Raw genomic sequence first — 14,945 nt, 5'->3', positions numbered from 1 at the left:
TGTCAAGGGCCATTGAGAACGGGCTCTGGCACAAATTCCGTGATGGCCCGGTGGGCGGGCCGGCGCGAGGCCTCGTGGATCATGACGGGTGGCAGTCCTTGACCCGATCCATGTCCTGTTCCCTCACTTCGCCGGCTTGATCGTCGAGGAGATCGTGCGTGCTGGGCGGTCAGTGCGTGTGCTCGCCCGGAGCCGGGCTACTGCGGGGGTGTGCCCGGGGTGCGGCGTCGAGTCGGTGCGGGTCCACAGCCGCTACGAGCGTCGGGTGGCGGACAGTCCGGTCGGCGGTCAGGAACTGGTGGTGCACCTGCGGGTGCGACGGTTCTTCTGCGCGACCGTCGATTGTGCGCGCCGGACGTTCGCCGAGCAGATCCCCGGGCTGACCGTCCGCTACGGCCGGCGCACCCTGCTGCTGGGGCAGGTGTGGGAGTCGGTCGCGACGGCGCTGGGCGGCCGGGCCGGGGCCCGGCTCGCCGGGCGGCTCGTCGTCGCGGTCAGCCGGGCGACGCTGCTGCGCCTGGTCCGTGCCCGTCCCGACCCGGACGTCGGGGCGGTGCGGGTGCTCGGGGTCGACGACTTCTCCTGGCGGCGCGGGCACAGCTACGGCACGGTCCTCGTCGACCTGGAGGCCCACCGGGTGATCGACCTTCTCGCCGAGCGTTCCGCCGACGCGTTGGCAGCGTGGCTGGACGCCCATCCTGGCGTGGGGGTGATCTGCCGGGACCGCGCAGCCTGTTACGCCGAAGGCGCCGCACGCGGCGCGCCGACCGCGACGAACGTGGCCGACCGCTGGCACCTGTGGCACAACCTGTGCCAGGCGGTCGAGCGTGCTGTGGGCCGGCTGCGGCCCCAGTGGCGTTCGCCGTGCCCCGAGCCGGCCGCGGTGGCCGTACCGGTCGTGCCTGTGGAGCTTGAAGGCGCGCTCGCGGCGCGTACCCGAGCCCGCCACTCTGAGGTCCACGCGCTGGTTGCGACCGGACTGCCGCTGTCCCGCATCGCCGAGCGGCTCCGGCTCAACCGCAGGACCGTGCGCCGGTTCGCGCGCGCCGCCACCCCCGAGGAGCTGCTCGGCTCGGGGCCCGCTGGCCGGCCCAGCGTCCTCGACCRCCATGCCGACTACCTGACCGCCCGGTTCACCGAAGGCGCCACGAGTACCAGCCTGCTGCGGGAGGAACTGCGCGAACGCGGCGTCCACGTCAGCGAACGCACGGTGCGACGGTTCGTGGCCCGGCTCCGCGCCGGCACCCCCGTCCCCGAGCGTCCGACCGACCCCACCCGCAGGGAGGTGACCGGAGCACTTACCCGCCATCCCGACGAGGTCGACGACGGCGACAAGGCCCGCCTCGCCGAGCTGTGTGACCGCTGCCCCGAGCTGGCCTTAGCCCGTGAGCTGGTCGCCTCGTTCGCCKACCTGCTCGTGCACCGCCGCGGCCTGGCCGCGCTGCAGAGCTGGACCGAGCGGGCTGAGGCCAGCTCCCTGCCCGAGCTGGCCAGGTTTGCCACCGGACTGCGTAGCGACTGGCAGGCGGTCACCGCCGCGCTGACGTTGCCCTGGAGTTCCGGCCAGGTCGAGGGCCAGGTCAACCGAATCAAGATGCTGAAACGCCAGATGTACGGTCGAGYCGAGCCCGACCTGCTCCGCAAACGCGTCCTCCTCGACCGTTAAAGATCAAGGTCCTTTGTTCACGGAATTTGTGCCAGAGCCTGAGAACGGCCCGGTGGCGGTCATGGTTCCGGCCCGGTGGTGGCCACCAGATCTGCCCACTGGCGGCCACCGTTTCGGCGCGGCTTTTGTGTCAGGCCAGGGCTTTCACYCCCTTGCCTGCGAGGGCTTGAGCGAGGCGGACGCTGTCGCCGCTGGTCTGGCAGAGGTGGGCGTGGTGCAGGAGCCGGTCGACGGTCGCGGTCGCGAGGGTCTTGGGCATGATCTCGTCGAAGCCGGCGGGGTGCAGGTTCGAGGAGACCGCGATCGACCGTTTCTCGTAGGCGGCGTCAACGAGCCGGTAGAGGCCTTCGGCGGCGTCGGGCCCGACGGGGAGCAGACCGATGTCGTCGACGATAATCAGGTCGGCGCGGAGGATCTTCTCAACGGCCTTGGTGACGGTGTCGTCGGCGCGGTGGGCGCGGACGAGGACGCCGAGGGCTTCGAGGGTGAACCAGGCGACGTGCAGCCCGGCCTCGACGGCGGTCTGGCCGAGGGCTTCGAGCAGGAACGTCTTGCCGGTGCCGGCGGGGCCGGCGATGACGAGGTTCTCGCGGCGGTGCACCCATTCCAGGGTTTGCAGGGCCTGCTGGGTCGGGGCGTCGACGTTCGCGGGGTGGGGCGGTCTCGGGTAGTTCCTGTCCGGTGAGGGCGCGGTAGATCGTGCTCAGGGGTGCCCAGGCAGCAGCGCACTCCGCGCGGCCGGGGCGTAGCAGYCACGGCGGGCACACCTCGACGTCGATCTCGGCGTCGAGGATCTTCTCCAGCGCGGTCATGACCCGTGGCTGCGGCCGAGCGCTCTCACCGTTACTCATGCGGCGACGCCTGAGGGCGTCGCGAGCCTGGTGGTGCCGACCTGCCTGTCGCTGTGAATCGCAGGAGCCGAATCAACCCTCCTGTCACAATTTGGTATGACTATGCTTCACTTCGTAGTTGCGTCAGACCCTGGGTTCACCGGCAGGCGGGATGGCTGGTGAGACGGGTTGGTGGCGAGGGGGGCTTGGGGATGGAGGAAGGGTCTATGGCGGGCGGGTCGGGTGGAGGTTCGTTCGAGCGCCTCGACCTGACGCCGTCGCCGCGGCTGCTGGAGGTGCTGGGCGACATCCCCTATCAGCCCTGGCAGTGCTTGGCCGAGTTGATCGACAACGCGTTCGACGACTTCCTCGCCGATGATGAGCGGGACCCGTCGAACCCGCCTGCCGTGCAGGTGACGCTGCCGACACCCAGGACAGTTGAGGGCGGCGAGATCGTTTGCGTGTCGGACAACGGTCGCGGGATGAGCAAGGAGGATTTGGAGCGGTCCCTCCGAGCTGGTTACAGCAACAAGTTCCGCTACGGAACGCTCGGCCTGTTCGGCATGGGGTTCAACATCGCGACCGCGCGTCTCGGCTCCCTCACTGAGGTGCGTACCACCCGGTCGGGCGACACCGACTGGCTGGTGGCTGAGATCGACTTCCGGCGGATGGAGCGGGAGAGCACCTTTAGCATCCCGTTGAGGCGAGAGCCAAAGGATGACCCGGGGCTTCACGGGACCGAGGTGACCGTCAGGCGCCTTCGTCCGGAGACACGCGACCGGCTACGCCGGCCGACAACCGTAGCGCAGGTACGTGAGCGCCTCGGCAAGGTCTACTCCTACTTGCTCCGACAAGGGAACGCGGTTAGAGAACTGCCTGAACCGGTGTTGGCCGGCCGAGGCTTCGGGCTCTATGTCAATCAGACGCGGGTGAGGCCATGGCTACCTTGCGTATGGTCGCCGAGTCGCGGTGTCGATTACCGTGGCACCCGGGTTCCAGCGGTCATCGAGATCAACCGTGAGCTTCAGCCTGCGTGGGCGTGCATGAGCTGCGGCCATTGGCATCAGCATGATCCCGAGCGGTGCTTGAAGTGCGAAAGCGAGAATCTGGAGCTTCGCGAACGCCGTGTCGTCGGATGGGTCGGCCTTCAGCGTTATCTGGACAAGAACGATTTTGGTATCGACCTGCTCCGCAATGGCCGAAAAATTTTGATGTCAGATAAGAGTCTTTTCTCCTGGGAAGATCCGGACACCGGCGATGTTTTGCTGGAGTACCCGATCGAGTTTGGTAGTACAACCGGCGGCCGGATCGTCGGCGAAATCCACCTGGACCACGTACCAGTCCACTATCAGAAGAACGATTTCGAACGAGGACGCGAGTGGCTGACGGCAGTCCACATCGTCCGCGGCGAGGGCCCCCTTCAGCCTCGGAAGGCACAGGGAAAAGGTTTCAGTGAAAATCAGTCACCTCTCGGTTGGATCTTCAGCGCCTACCGTAGGAATACCGCGGGTCTGAAGCGCCTAATTCCGGGTGACGGCCAGAATCCGCTGCATGAACGCGCCCGCGAGTGGRCTGTCCGGTTTCGGCAAGGTCAGGCTGACTACCTTACCGATGAGCGGTGGTACGAGGCGGCGGCGGAGCACGATCGGATAAGGACCGGCCAGGCGGACCCGCCGTCACCCCCTCCGCCCGGGAACCAACCCGGCGGAACGAAAGACCCAGGTCAAACACCGGATGACCTGCTCACCCGGACCGGGCTCGGCGTGTCGCAGCCTGCTACCGGCGGTGGGCCTGCTCCGGCTGGCCCCGACCCGCGTCCGGAGACGGAAGACGAGCGGTTCCGCCGATACCGGGYGGCCGCGCGGCGGTTGCCGGACCTGTGTGGTGATGTTAGCCTTCCGCAGCTTGGCCGTCGCAGGGTGGTGGTCTATGAGACCTCCGAGCGGCTCATTGACGCGAACGGGCAGGAGACACCATCCTTGTCCCGCAGCGCACGCGGGGAGCTGACCATCTTCGTCAGCGGTACTCACGCGGTTTTTCGTGAGTGTGGTCGCGACCCGCGCGACTACGCAATTATGACGCTAGCGGAAGGGCTGCGAACCGAGGCTCGCAGCAACGACGCCATCGCGCGTGTGGCCGCCGACATCACTGAACGGCTGCCGGACCAGAGGTTCACCGACGCGGCGCTGCGAGAGCGTGTCAACAATCTGCTCCAGAGTGTCCGGGAGACGATGGCGCCCGTCGCAGCAGACCATGCTGCGGCTTTGTGGGCCTGTCTGCCAATCAGTGAGAAAGAGGCTGCGGAACGCAACGCTGGAGCCACCGAGCCGCGGCTTGTCTGGCCGGAAGCGACAATGGATGGGCGCTTCGTCGCTCATATTGGTGCGGGCGCCGTCGCGGCGATCATCCGCGGACGACCCGATCTCGTGCTGGACGGAATCGTCTTCGGCACCACGTGGGCCACCTGGCCCAGCCATGACGCCAAGGCACGTCAGGTCGAACGCCTCGCGCGTCGCTTCGACGCCCTCGCGGAGTTCATGTCGAGTACTGACGCCAAGAGCCGTCTCGACCTTGCCATGGTCCGGCTGGTATTGGACATTCTAGACCAAGAGACCAAGTGGGAGGAGGTGGAGTGAAGACTTCCTTCATGGACCCCGCGTTCCTTCACGAGATTGGCCCTGTCGCGTTTGCCCGGCAGGTGGAGCGCCTGCTGCGGCATCTGGGGTTCACCAACATCGTCAATATCGACGGTTCCAATGATCAGGGTGGCGACCTTCTCGCCGACCGCCTCGGCGAGCGGTGGGTTTTCCAGGCAAAGTGGAAGGCAAGGGCGGCGGTACCATCTAGCGCGATTGACGAGGTCGTTCGGGCGCGCGCTTACTATCAGACGGATCGGGCTGCCGTCGTCACAAACTCCCGCTTTGGTCCTTCAGTTGACCGACGCCGCGACGAGCTGCTGCGCGTAGGGGTGCGGGTCGACCTGTGGTCAGGCAAGGAGCTCGTCGAGCTCTACGCCGACGAGCGCGTCACCCGTCCGCGCTTGCCTGAGCGTCCCCTACGGCCATACCAGGCGGAGGCGTTCCAGCGGTTGGTAGAGGATCTTGAGGAACACGGTAGGGCGTTACTCGTCCTCGCTACTGGACTCGGGAAGACCGTCATCGGTGGTGAGGTCATTGCTCGCCACCTTCGCCGTCGGCCGRCTGACCGTGTCCTCGTCGTGGCGCACACGAAGGAGTTGGTCGAGCAGCTAGAGCGGGCGCTATGGCACCACGTCGGTAAGGAGACCCGTACCCAGCTCCTGACTGGGGACCACAAGCCGGACGACCTGCGCGGGATCACCTGCGCCACCGTCGCGAGCGCTCTGTCCTATGTGAAAGGAGGCTATCGACCGGGGCTGGTGWTGGTGGACGAGGCTCATCACGTCGCCGAGGACGGGCAGTTCGCGGAGCTACTCGATCTCCTTCGTGACGTGCAGCACTTCGGAGTTACCGCGACGCCCTGGCGTGGAGACCGGTTCGACATCCGGCATCGTTTCGGCGAACCCAGTTACACCCTCGGCATCGAGGATGGGATGCGGCTCGGTTACCTCGCCGAAGTACGGTACCGCCTGTTTGCCGATAACATCGACTGGGATTTCGTTCGGGAAGCGAGTCGTCACCGATATACCATTAAAGATCTTAATGCTCGGCTATTCGTAGCGGAACGCGACGAGGCAATCCGCGATCAGCTAGTAGACACCTGGGCACGTACAGTTGAGCCTCGCGCCGTAGTGTTCTGCCGCACGATCGAACACGCCGAACGGATGGCCACCCTCCTTAACGGAGTGCCGCAATGGCGAGGAGCCGAGGCAGTCCACGCAAGCCTTGACCAGCGAGACCGGCAACTTCGCCTGATGAGGTTCCGCTCCGGTGAGACACCGATCATCACCGCGGTCGACATTCTCAACGAAGGCGTCGACGTACCTGACGTGAACATCATCTGTTTCGCTCGCGTTACTCACAGTCGGCGGATCTTCGTTCAACAGCTGGGTCGTGGCCTGCGTCTACGAGAGGGCAAGACGCATGTCGAAGCCCTCGACTTCGTTAGCGACATCCGGCGGGTCGCCGCGATCATGAATCTGCGAGAGCGGGTGTCCGCCGACGAGATCGAGACGCTACGCTTGTCCGGCGCTGGCACCCGGTTTGAGTTCATGGACCGAGCCGTCGAGAGCCTAATGCAGGAATGGATCAAGGACGCRGCAAGCCTGGAGACGGCGCTGGACGAAGCACGACTACAGTTCCCCTCCCCTGAGGTCTTCTCGGGTACATGGCATGAGTGACATCCCCGAACCGCTACGCCGCGAGATCATCGCGGAGATCTTCGACCGAGCCGACCAGCTCGACTGGGATGGCCTCAGCCAGGCGGAGCGCTCCAGGGCCTACGACAGCTGGGTTGATGATCCCCAGATTGGGGYGGTCCTTCTCCGCTTCCTCGCTCCCGAACGCGCCAGAGTGTGGATCAAGGACGTGCCGATGAAGCACTACGATCGCGCCCGCCGCGGTATCGGCCCCTACGCCCCCCTGGTACGCCGCCGGCTTCCTGGGCCCGATCATCTGGCTCGTCAGGTGCTCGGCCCTGGCTGGTCCATCCGGGAGCAGACCATTCGCGCTAAGCCCAACCGCTGCGAAGTCAGCGACGGCCGCACCGATCGGTTGATGATTTGGGGGAAACCGGCCAACTTTCGCGCGCTGATCTGGGCGGGTATCAACGCTGAGGTCGACCACGAGCCCACGCCCCTCCTCGTCGTCGTCAGTCGCCAGGGACAGCGGTTGAGCGACGGGGAGATCACCCGGCACGCCCTTCTGGCAAAGCAGGCGGGACTCGAAGTTCGACACACCACAGTGCGTGATACTCCAACCACGGGGGCGGACTGACGATGCGCGATCCAGAGGTCACCAGCAGGATCATGTCCGCCGTCAGGTCCCGGGACACCAAGGCCGAGGTCGGTCTCCGTCAAGCATTGTGGCGACGTGGGCTACGTTACCGTATTCGTAGCCGTCTACCTGGGAAGCCCGACATTGTCTTCCCGACACCTCGTGTGGCCGTCTTCGTTGATGGTGATTTCTGGCACGGTAATGCCTGGCKGGTRCGCGGCATGCCGACCTTCGATAGTCAGTTCGAGCGGATGAACAACCCTGACTTCTGGCGGAAGAAGATCCGGAACAACATGGCCCGCGACGAGCGGGTGACCCATGAATTGCAACAGGCARGGTGGACCGTCTACCGAGTCTACGAGTCACGGCTCCAGAAAAACCTCGGCGACGTCGCGGACGAGGTCGAATACCTCGTACGCTCCCAAGCCTCTCGACACACCTGAAAAAATTCGACATAATAGGCCTAAGGTGGACAACTTTCGGGAAGTAGGGGCGTGGTGGCCGAATGCCAAGATCGGTAGAGATCTTCGCTGGTGGTGGCGGTATGGCGCTCGGTATGCGTAACGCCGACTTCGAGCACGAGCAGCTTGTCGAGAAGGAGTCCAAGCCCAGTCACATCCTCCGCGCCAACGCCGAGCGTACCCCATCGCTGTGGAAGAGTGACAATGTCCGCGAGATGGACGTCCTCAAATGGTTGGAGGAACTTGACGATCTACATCTTGATGGTGTAGATCTTGTCGCCGGTGGGMCACCTTGCCAGCCGTTTTCGATCAGTGGGGTACATGCGGGCCACAACGATAAGCGCAACATGTTCCCCGCCGCGATCGAGACGGTTCGCAGACTTCGCCCGAAACTATTCGTGTTCGAAAATGTGCCAGGACTGCTGCGACCCAATTTTCTACCATATTACAACTACATCTTCGACCAGCTCTCCAACCCAGATATCATGCCCCGAACCGACGAGTCGTGGCAGACTCACTGGAGCCGAGTAAGGCAAGGGGATCGCAATGGACTCGCCTATCGAGTCTATCGATCCAAGATCAACGCTGCGGATCTTGGTGTCCCGCAAGTAAGAGAGCGCGTCTTCCTTGTCGGCATTCGAACCGACGTCGCGAACTTCGATAGTTGGCCTGGTATTGCGGCCAGCCATAGCAGGGATCAGCTCCTACGCGCGCAATGGTTGACAGGGGAATATTGGGAAGAGCACGAGATTCTTGAACGGCCAGACATTCCGCCGCGGCTCGCTGCGCGGGTACGCACGCTCCGCCAGCAAGAATTTGATACGGCGGATCAGTTTCGCTGGAAGACCACACGTGACGGGTTGTGTGGCCTACMGGAACCCATCGACAATGTTGACCATGAGGAATTCGTCAACCACCGCGGGATTCCCGGCGCGCGCACCTACAAACGGCATACCGGCGGATTGATAGACTGGCCGGCCAAGACCCTCAAGGCGGGAGTGCACGGGGTCTGCGGAGGGGAAGCGATGATCCGCTTCCACGACGAGTCAGTCCGCTACTTGACCGTCCGAGAAGCAGCTCGAATTCAATCATTCCCGGACAACTATGAGTTCCCAGCGACACGGACGGCGGCCATGCGGGCGATCGGAAACGCCGTAGCCGTAAGCGTGGCGGAACGAATTGGCCGCAGCCTCCTCGAACACACCGGTCTACTGRAAGCGGAATAGCTATTCGGTTGCACCCTGATTAGGTGGCTTGCCAGACCCCCTACGGTCCCAAGTGGCTGACCGAGCTCGGGGCTTGGAGTGCCGCGTGCCTGTCGCTGCGTCCAAAGGGTCAGGCCCGTTCGCCTGCAACATCCTTCCGTTTTGGGTGCTGGAGGCAGGCTCCGGCATCGATGGTGGTCGCGGCGCGGATCAGCATCCAGGCGAGGGCGTGCGCTTCCTGCGCGGTGAGGTACTCGATGCCGCTGCGGGTGGGCGCACGATCACCGAAGTCGGCACTGACGACCGCGGGATGGACGGTGGACGCCGTCATCCGCTGTTCGACCCGTACGCGCAGCAGGCCGCTCGCGGACCGCAGCCCAGGTATCTCCGGGATGTCGATCTCCGCGATCTCCGCAATGTGGTGGTCGCCGGGGCCACCGGGTTCGGGACGGAGATGGCCCTCTGGAAGCTGGCACCACGCGGGGCAGGAGTCGCTGGCGGTCACCGGATCACCCGCTGTGTCACGACGCCGCTGCCTGCCGAGGAACGCATGCCGAGAGGGGTGTGCCAGACGAGGCGGAGGTTCCGTCCGGCCACTGCGAAGATCCTGACGGCGTCCTCCGCGTGGGCACACGACGCGTGAAGGGTCGCGCCACCCGCGATGACAAAGGCGTGGTCGTCGAACTGGAAGCCCCAGCCGAACACCGCATCCTCCAACAGACCGACGTCCTGCTCGACGAGCGCGAATAGACGGGGCGCGTGCCTGGCGATAAACGACTCCAGCACCCCGGGCACATCTTGGAACGCTCCGAGCCAGGCAACGTCAGYCCGGAGTTGATCGTCGGGCTCGGCACTRAACTCAATGGTCATGCAGGTCGGTCCTTTCCAACTACACGCCGGGCGGGGCAGCTCCACGCCACCAGGGCAGCCGACATCAAGACGGTCCTTCGTGGCGGACGAGCGGACACTGTCACACCATCGCCCGGACAGCCGCCGGCGTCATTCCCGCCGCGACGAACGATCTGCTCGCGCGGCATCGTCTACGTGRCCTGCGCGAATGCGGAGACTGAGCGCTATCTCTTCGTGGGCGTAGCCCACGTCACGCACGTCTGCAAAGCGAGCGCGGCCGGATGCGCCGATCACCTACCRTCACGGGCGTCCGGACTGGCTGTCGGTCGTGGTGTCGGTACTGGCAGCATCGTGGAGGTGCCGGACGAGGCGATGGCAGGATCAGCGACGACCATGCTGGTGGTGATTCGCGGCAACTCGGGAGCGGGGAAGAGCTCGGTCGCGCGGGCGCTACGAGCGCGGGCTGGGCGTGGTGTCGCGCTGGTGGAGCTTTCCGACCGTCCTCCTGGTGCACGTGACGTCTGCGGCGGCGTGGATCGTTGATCCTTCTGGGCCTCTAACCTTTCATGATCTCTACGTTCGGGACGTGGGGATGTGAGGATGCGTGGACCGCAGACGGGTCGTTGGGCAGATACGAGTGCAGGAGATCGTCTTCGGTGGCGGTCGCCGGGCGTGGACGATCCTGTGGCCCGAGGGCGCGGTCTACGAGGACGCRGACCGGTTCCTGCGTCGGTATGAGGGCGAGCCAGGTACGCAGCGGACGTACGCGTACTTGCTGGTGGATCATCTGCGGTGGTTGGAACGCGAAGCACTCCAGCTTGAGGCAGTGCGGCTGCGGGATCTTCAGCRGTACATGGGGATCGTCGGCGCCGAGGTGCGGATGCCGCTGGGCGAGCCATGGCGGGTCGGCAAGCGGCMCTACAGCGCGACGACCTTGGGCACCGCGGCATCGGTGCTGAAGGGCTTCTACCTCGGACTCTCGGACGAGCATCGCCACGTCGAGCTCCGGCGAGACCTRGACCAGGTTCGATTGCCCTCGAAGTTGGACCGGAACAGGTCGTTGCTGGGGCATGTGACCTCGACGATGCCGGCCAACCCGCTGGCACCGGGCAAGGGCACCCAGCGGCATCCGAAGATGCTGCCGGACGAGGGCCGTGGCCGGCTGCTGCGGAGAGCGACCACGGCTCGCGACCGCATGATCGTCACGTGGCTGTATGACGGCGGGTTCCGGATCGGCGAGCTGTGCGGGCTGCATCTCGCRGACCTGCACCTGCGGGAGAACGCCGGCTGCGCCCAGGCGCGCGGCGCCCACGTGCACATCTGCCACCGCGAGAGCAACGTCAACAAGGCCAGGGCGAAGACGAAACACCCCTGGCAGTTGGTGAACGGGGTCGTACAGGGCGGGTTGATCCGCCGGGTCAGCCCCGAGATGATCCACACTTACTTCGTCTACATGACCAGCGAGTACCCGCGCTCCGCGGCGAGCGGCCACGGGATGTTGCTGGTGCAGCTCGCCGGTGAGGACCACGGGCAGCCGCTGTCGGCCGCGGGTGCGCGCAGCATGTTCCGCCGGGTCGGCCTGCGGGCCGGGCTCGGCCGGGTTCACCCGCACCAGGCGCGGCACACCTTCGCCACAGCGGTCCTGGACGCCTCGGGCGGCAACCTCACGATCGCCCGCGACGCCGGCGGTTGGGCGTCCGCCGCCACGGTGGACCAGATCTACGGCCATACCGACATCCACGATCCCCAGTTCGACGCGGCCCTGCGCAAGGTCTGGAACCAGACGTGACCGAGACCGCCGCCCGACTCGCCCTGCCGCGGCCCAGCCGGGAGTCGCGGGACCGGTTGGAAGTTCTGACCGCTCTGATCGGCGGGCCGGGTTTCGACCCGCTGTTTCGGGACGATGTCATCCGCGTCCCGCGCGACCATCCGGCGCTGCACTGGAACTGCCTGATCGAGGGCTGCGACGGTTACATCCGTGCCCGCGAGCTGTGCGGGAATCACCTGATCCGCTGGCGCGAGGCACAGGCCGCCGGCGTGGAACGGCTGGAGTTCCTGCGCACCGCCGCGCCGGTCGCCGCGCAGAAGCGGCTGGCCGCGCCTGGCGGCTGTCGGGTGCCGCGGTGCGGCCGGCCTGCGGAGCGGAAGGTGTTCGCCGAGTTGTGCGCCTTCCACCTGCGCCGCTGGCAGAAGCGGGCCGGGTCTGTGCGCGTGCTGGAAGACGGCGAGTTCGAGGCGTGGATGGTCGTCCAGGCGCCGCGCGCCTCGTTCGGCGCGTGCGCCGCGCAGTGCTGCACGGATCTGGCCCGCTCACCGCTGCGGCTGTGTGAGGACCACGAGAAGCTCTACCGACGGGCTGGGCGCCCCGGCGGCGCCCAGCTGCCATCCAACTGGGGCCGCTGGTTCGATCGCCGTGGTCGCAGCGTCGCGGTCTCCTATGACGACGAGCCGGCGTTTCGACGCTGGTGCCGCCAGGTGCAGCCGGCCGCCCGGCCGGGGCAGATCAGCCTGCACGGCCTGAGCCCACTGGTCACGGCGGAACTGAAATGGGCCCTGCATGCCTACAGCCAGCGCAGCGATCACACCCGGTGGTGGATGCACGCGATCCTGCGAGTCGTCGACGGCTGCCGCGGCCTCACCTCGATGGCGGACTACGACCTCGTCGGCGCAGGCGCGCACGAGCGGATGATCGTGTCCGAGATCCGCCGCGATCTGGAGATCGTCTACGTGGCGCCGAGCGAGAGCAAGACGGCCGGATACATCGACTTCGAGCACTTCGGCCGCAGGATCACCCATCTCAACAGCAGGTTCGACCTGACCCAGATTCCGCAACGGTGGCTCCGTGATCTGCTCTGGGACCACCTCGCGGACCTTCTGCGCTCGGTCGACTGCCCCCGCGGCCGGGGCACCTTCTTCGCGATCCGCGTCGCGGTCCAGGAACTCGGGGCGTTCCTGGAGGCCAACGCTCCCGCCGCCGGCCAGGACCCGTCGCTACTGCGCGCGGCACACGTCGATCAGTTCGTTGCCGATCATCGTCGCCGAGCCCGAGACCAGCTACCGGCGCTCCGGCCCAGCTACCATGCCAAGCGGCCCGTCGTCACCGACGTCAACTGCAAGAGCACCTTCGAGATTCTTCGCAGGATCATGCGGGCGGCATTGGAGTCCGGTCGCACCGAGCAGATCGGGCTGGACCGGGAGTTCGTCGCCGCCTTCCCCACGGGAGACAAGCCGATCTTCCGGCCTCGCAGCCCCTACACCGACGACACCGCCCGCGCCCTCGCTGACCCAGCCAACCTCGCCCTGCTCGACCAGACCGACATCGAAGGCCGGGGAGCCCGCGACATCTGGGAAACGATCGTGGTCACCGGGCGGCGGGCCGGCGAGGTTCTCGGGCTACGGCTGGACTGCGTCGGAATCTACAACGGCGTTCCGCTCCTCTGGCACGATCAGACCAAGGTCGGCAACTACAACGAGGCCATCCGCATCCCCGACTACCTTCACGAGCGGCTGCGGGAACGGCAACGCACGACCATCACCCGTTTCGAGCAGCGCTACGCGCGGACCCCGACATCGCAGGAACGCACGACCATGGCGATGTTCCCCCGCGGCCACAAGAACCCGCGTGGCACTCACGCCGTCAGCTACACCTGGTTCCACGGGCACTTCCGCCGCTGGCTGCACGGCCTCAACCTGGGCCCGGCGGTTCCGCACCAGGCCCGCCACACGCTCGCGACCAGACTGCTGGCCGCCGGCGCCAGCCTGACGCACATCAAGCGCTACCTTGGCCACGTCTCCGAACGGATGACCGAACACTATGCGAAGGTCGCGCTCAGCGACCTCGACGACGTTCTCCAGCAGGTATGGGTCACCGGCCCCGGCGCGCCCCAACCCGGCCAGCTGATCTCCGACAAGGTGACACCGCTGCCGCACGAGCAGGTCCACGCCCTCGCGATCGATCTTGGACGGCGCGCCACCCCGACTGAAGGTGGGATCTGCACCTACCAGGTCGTCGTTGACGGCGGCGCCTGCCCGTGGAAGCTGGACTGCGAGCACTGCGACAAGTTCGTGATGACCGGCGCCGACCTGCACTACTGGCGGCGCAAACGCGAGCAGTGGTACTCCCTGGCCGAACGCGCACCCACCGACGAGATGGCCGACTGGCTGCACCAGCAGTTCGAGCCCACCGCCCGCGCCATCATCGGCCTGGAACGCGCCCTCGCCGGACTCGGCCTGCTCGACGACGCACTCGCGCTGGACCTGCGCCGCCCCCAGGACTACTTCCACCGCCTCTGGACCACCGGCTTCCGCACCACCGACCTGGCCACCATCGGCGGCGCGGACGCCAGCGCATGACCAACCTGGACGCGGGAGTAGCGCGCACGACGGCCGCCAACCAGGCCCGCCAGCAGGCCACCCGCGACAAGCTCACCCGTGTTGAGGCGACGCTGCGCACCCTGCGCCGCGAGCGAATTCCGATCACCTACCCGGCCGTCGCCCGACGGGCCGGCGTCTCGCGCACCTTCCTTTACCAGAACACCGACGCCAACAAACTGATGACCACGGCGATCGCCGCCAGCGGCGACCAGCGACGCCGAACCCAGGAAGCACACGACGCGCAGGTCGAAGCATCCTGGCACCAGCGGGCTCTCAACGCCGAGGACGCCATCAAGGTCGCTTACGCCGAAATCGACACCCAACGGGAACGGATCAGCATCCTCCTCGGACAACTCCGTGACCTGCATGCCGAGTACACCGAGGGCACCGCCCAACGCCTCGCAGAGGAGAACGGCGCGCTCAAGCAGCGTGTTCGCCAACTCGCCGACGGCAACCGGAGCCTGGAGCAGAAGTTGCACGCCGCCCGCTCCAACAACCGCTTCCTCGACAAACGCCTCGCCGACCTTGAAGCCGAACTCGTCGACGCACAGTTGAACCGACCGACAGGCTCCCGACCTGATCGTCCTGATCGGTGACCTACGCGGTCGGAAGCCACCCCGCCCTACAGGGGCGGACCCCCGGTCATT

The 14,945-nt window shown here is 66.2% G+C and carries 11 protein-coding genes and 2 pseudogenes; 10 read left to right on the top strand and 3 right to left on the bottom strand.

The annotated features are described in order from the left end of the window. The first annotated feature begins 88 nt into the window (after positions 1-88). Positions 89-1,666 (top strand): ISL3 family transposase, encoded by a 1,578-nt coding sequence (locus Manayef4_RS12350; RefSeq protein ID WP_070131689.1) that lies wholly within the window; start codon positions 89-91, stop codon positions 1,664-1,666. A 130-nt stretch (positions 1,667-1,796) separates the two neighbouring features. On the opposite strand, the pseudogene Manayef4_RS12345 reads toward Manayef4_RS12350, so the two are convergent. After that, positions 1,797-2,315: pseudogene (locus tag Manayef4_RS12345) on the bottom strand (ATP-binding protein); the annotation flags it as partial. Between the two features lie 408 nt (positions 2,316-2,723). On the opposite strand from Manayef4_RS12345, the gene Manayef4_RS12340 reads away from it, so the two are divergent. The 5 genes from Manayef4_RS12340 (at position 2,724) to Manayef4_RS22975 (ending at position 9,096) form a co-directional block, all read left to right on the top strand. Further along, positions 2,724-5,132, top strand: coding sequence for an ATP-binding protein (locus Manayef4_RS12340; protein ID WP_070131688.1), 2,409 nt, complete (start codon positions 2,724-2,726; stop codon positions 5,130-5,132). After that, a complete protein-coding gene (locus Manayef4_RS12335; RefSeq protein WP_083282422.1) occupies positions 5,129-6,814 on the top strand; it encodes a DEAD/DEAH box helicase family protein in 1,686 nt (561 codons plus the stop codon). The genes Manayef4_RS12340 and Manayef4_RS12335 overlap by 4 nt, the downstream gene beginning before the upstream one ends. After that, positions 6,807-7,409, top strand: a complete 603-nt coding sequence (locus Manayef4_RS12330) for a hypothetical protein (RefSeq protein ID WP_070131687.1) — start codon at positions 6,807-6,809, stop codon at positions 7,407-7,409. The genes Manayef4_RS12335 and Manayef4_RS12330 overlap by 8 nt, the downstream gene beginning before the upstream one ends. A 2-nt stretch (positions 7,410-7,411) precedes the next feature. After that, positions 7,412-7,852 (top strand): very short patch repair endonuclease, encoded by a 441-nt coding sequence (locus Manayef4_RS12325; protein WP_070131686.1) that lies wholly within the window; start codon positions 7,412-7,414, stop codon positions 7,850-7,852. Between the two features lie 62 nt (positions 7,853-7,914). Beyond that, positions 7,915-9,096, top strand: a complete 1,182-nt coding sequence (locus Manayef4_RS22975) for a DNA cytosine methyltransferase (protein WP_083282421.1) — start codon at positions 7,915-7,917, stop codon at positions 9,094-9,096. 109 nt (positions 9,097-9,205) lie between these two features. Here Manayef4_RS22975 and Manayef4_RS12320 read toward each other — a convergent pair whose 3' ends face one another. Together Manayef4_RS12320 and Manayef4_RS22970 are read right to left on the bottom strand one after the other, a co-directional pair. Further along, positions 9,206-9,580 carry a hypothetical protein gene (locus Manayef4_RS12320; protein ID WP_023841387.1) on the bottom strand — a complete coding sequence of 125 codons (375 nt, stop codon included), beginning with the start codon at positions 9,578-9,580 and terminating at the stop codon, positions 9,206-9,208. Beyond that, positions 9,577-9,945: a hypothetical protein gene (locus tag Manayef4_RS22970; protein WP_083282420.1), complete on the bottom strand. Its 369-nt coding sequence runs from the start codon at positions 9,943-9,945 to the stop codon at positions 9,577-9,579. Before Manayef4_RS22970 ends, Manayef4_RS12320 begins: the two co-directional genes overlap by 4 nt. Positions 9,946-10,296: 351 nt before the next feature. Between Manayef4_RS22970 and Manayef4_RS26680 the strand changes: the two are divergent. The 4 genes and pseudogenes from Manayef4_RS26680 to Manayef4_RS12300 all read left to right on the top strand — a co-directional run. Then, a pseudogene (locus Manayef4_RS26680) lies at positions 10,297-10,413 on the top strand (kinase); the annotation flags it as partial. Positions 10,414-10,528: 115 nt separating this feature from the next. After that, positions 10,529-11,713 carry a tyrosine-type recombinase/integrase gene (locus Manayef4_RS12310; RefSeq protein WP_070131684.1) on the top strand — a complete coding sequence of 395 codons (1,185 nt, stop codon included), beginning with the start codon at positions 10,529-10,531 and terminating at the stop codon, positions 11,711-11,713. Beyond that, positions 11,710-14,277, top strand: coding sequence for a site-specific integrase (locus Manayef4_RS25385; RefSeq protein WP_023841390.1), 2,568 nt, complete (start codon positions 11,710-11,712; stop codon positions 14,275-14,277). Before Manayef4_RS12310 ends, Manayef4_RS25385 begins: the two co-directional genes overlap by 4 nt. After that, positions 14,274-14,894: a DUF6262 family protein gene (locus Manayef4_RS12300; RefSeq protein WP_023841391.1), complete on the top strand. Its 621-nt coding sequence runs from the start codon at positions 14,274-14,276 to the stop codon at positions 14,892-14,894. The genes Manayef4_RS25385 and Manayef4_RS12300 overlap by 4 nt, the downstream gene beginning before the upstream one ends. The last annotated feature ends 51 nt before the right edge of the window (positions 14,895-14,945 follow it).

This window comes from Frankia sp. CgMI4 (assembly GCF_001756285.1).
GTDB classification, from domain to species: domain Bacteria; phylum Actinomycetota; class Actinomycetes; order Frankiales; family Frankiaceae; genus Frankia; species Frankia casuarinae.
This window is presented reverse-complemented; position numbering and strand designations above follow the sequence as displayed.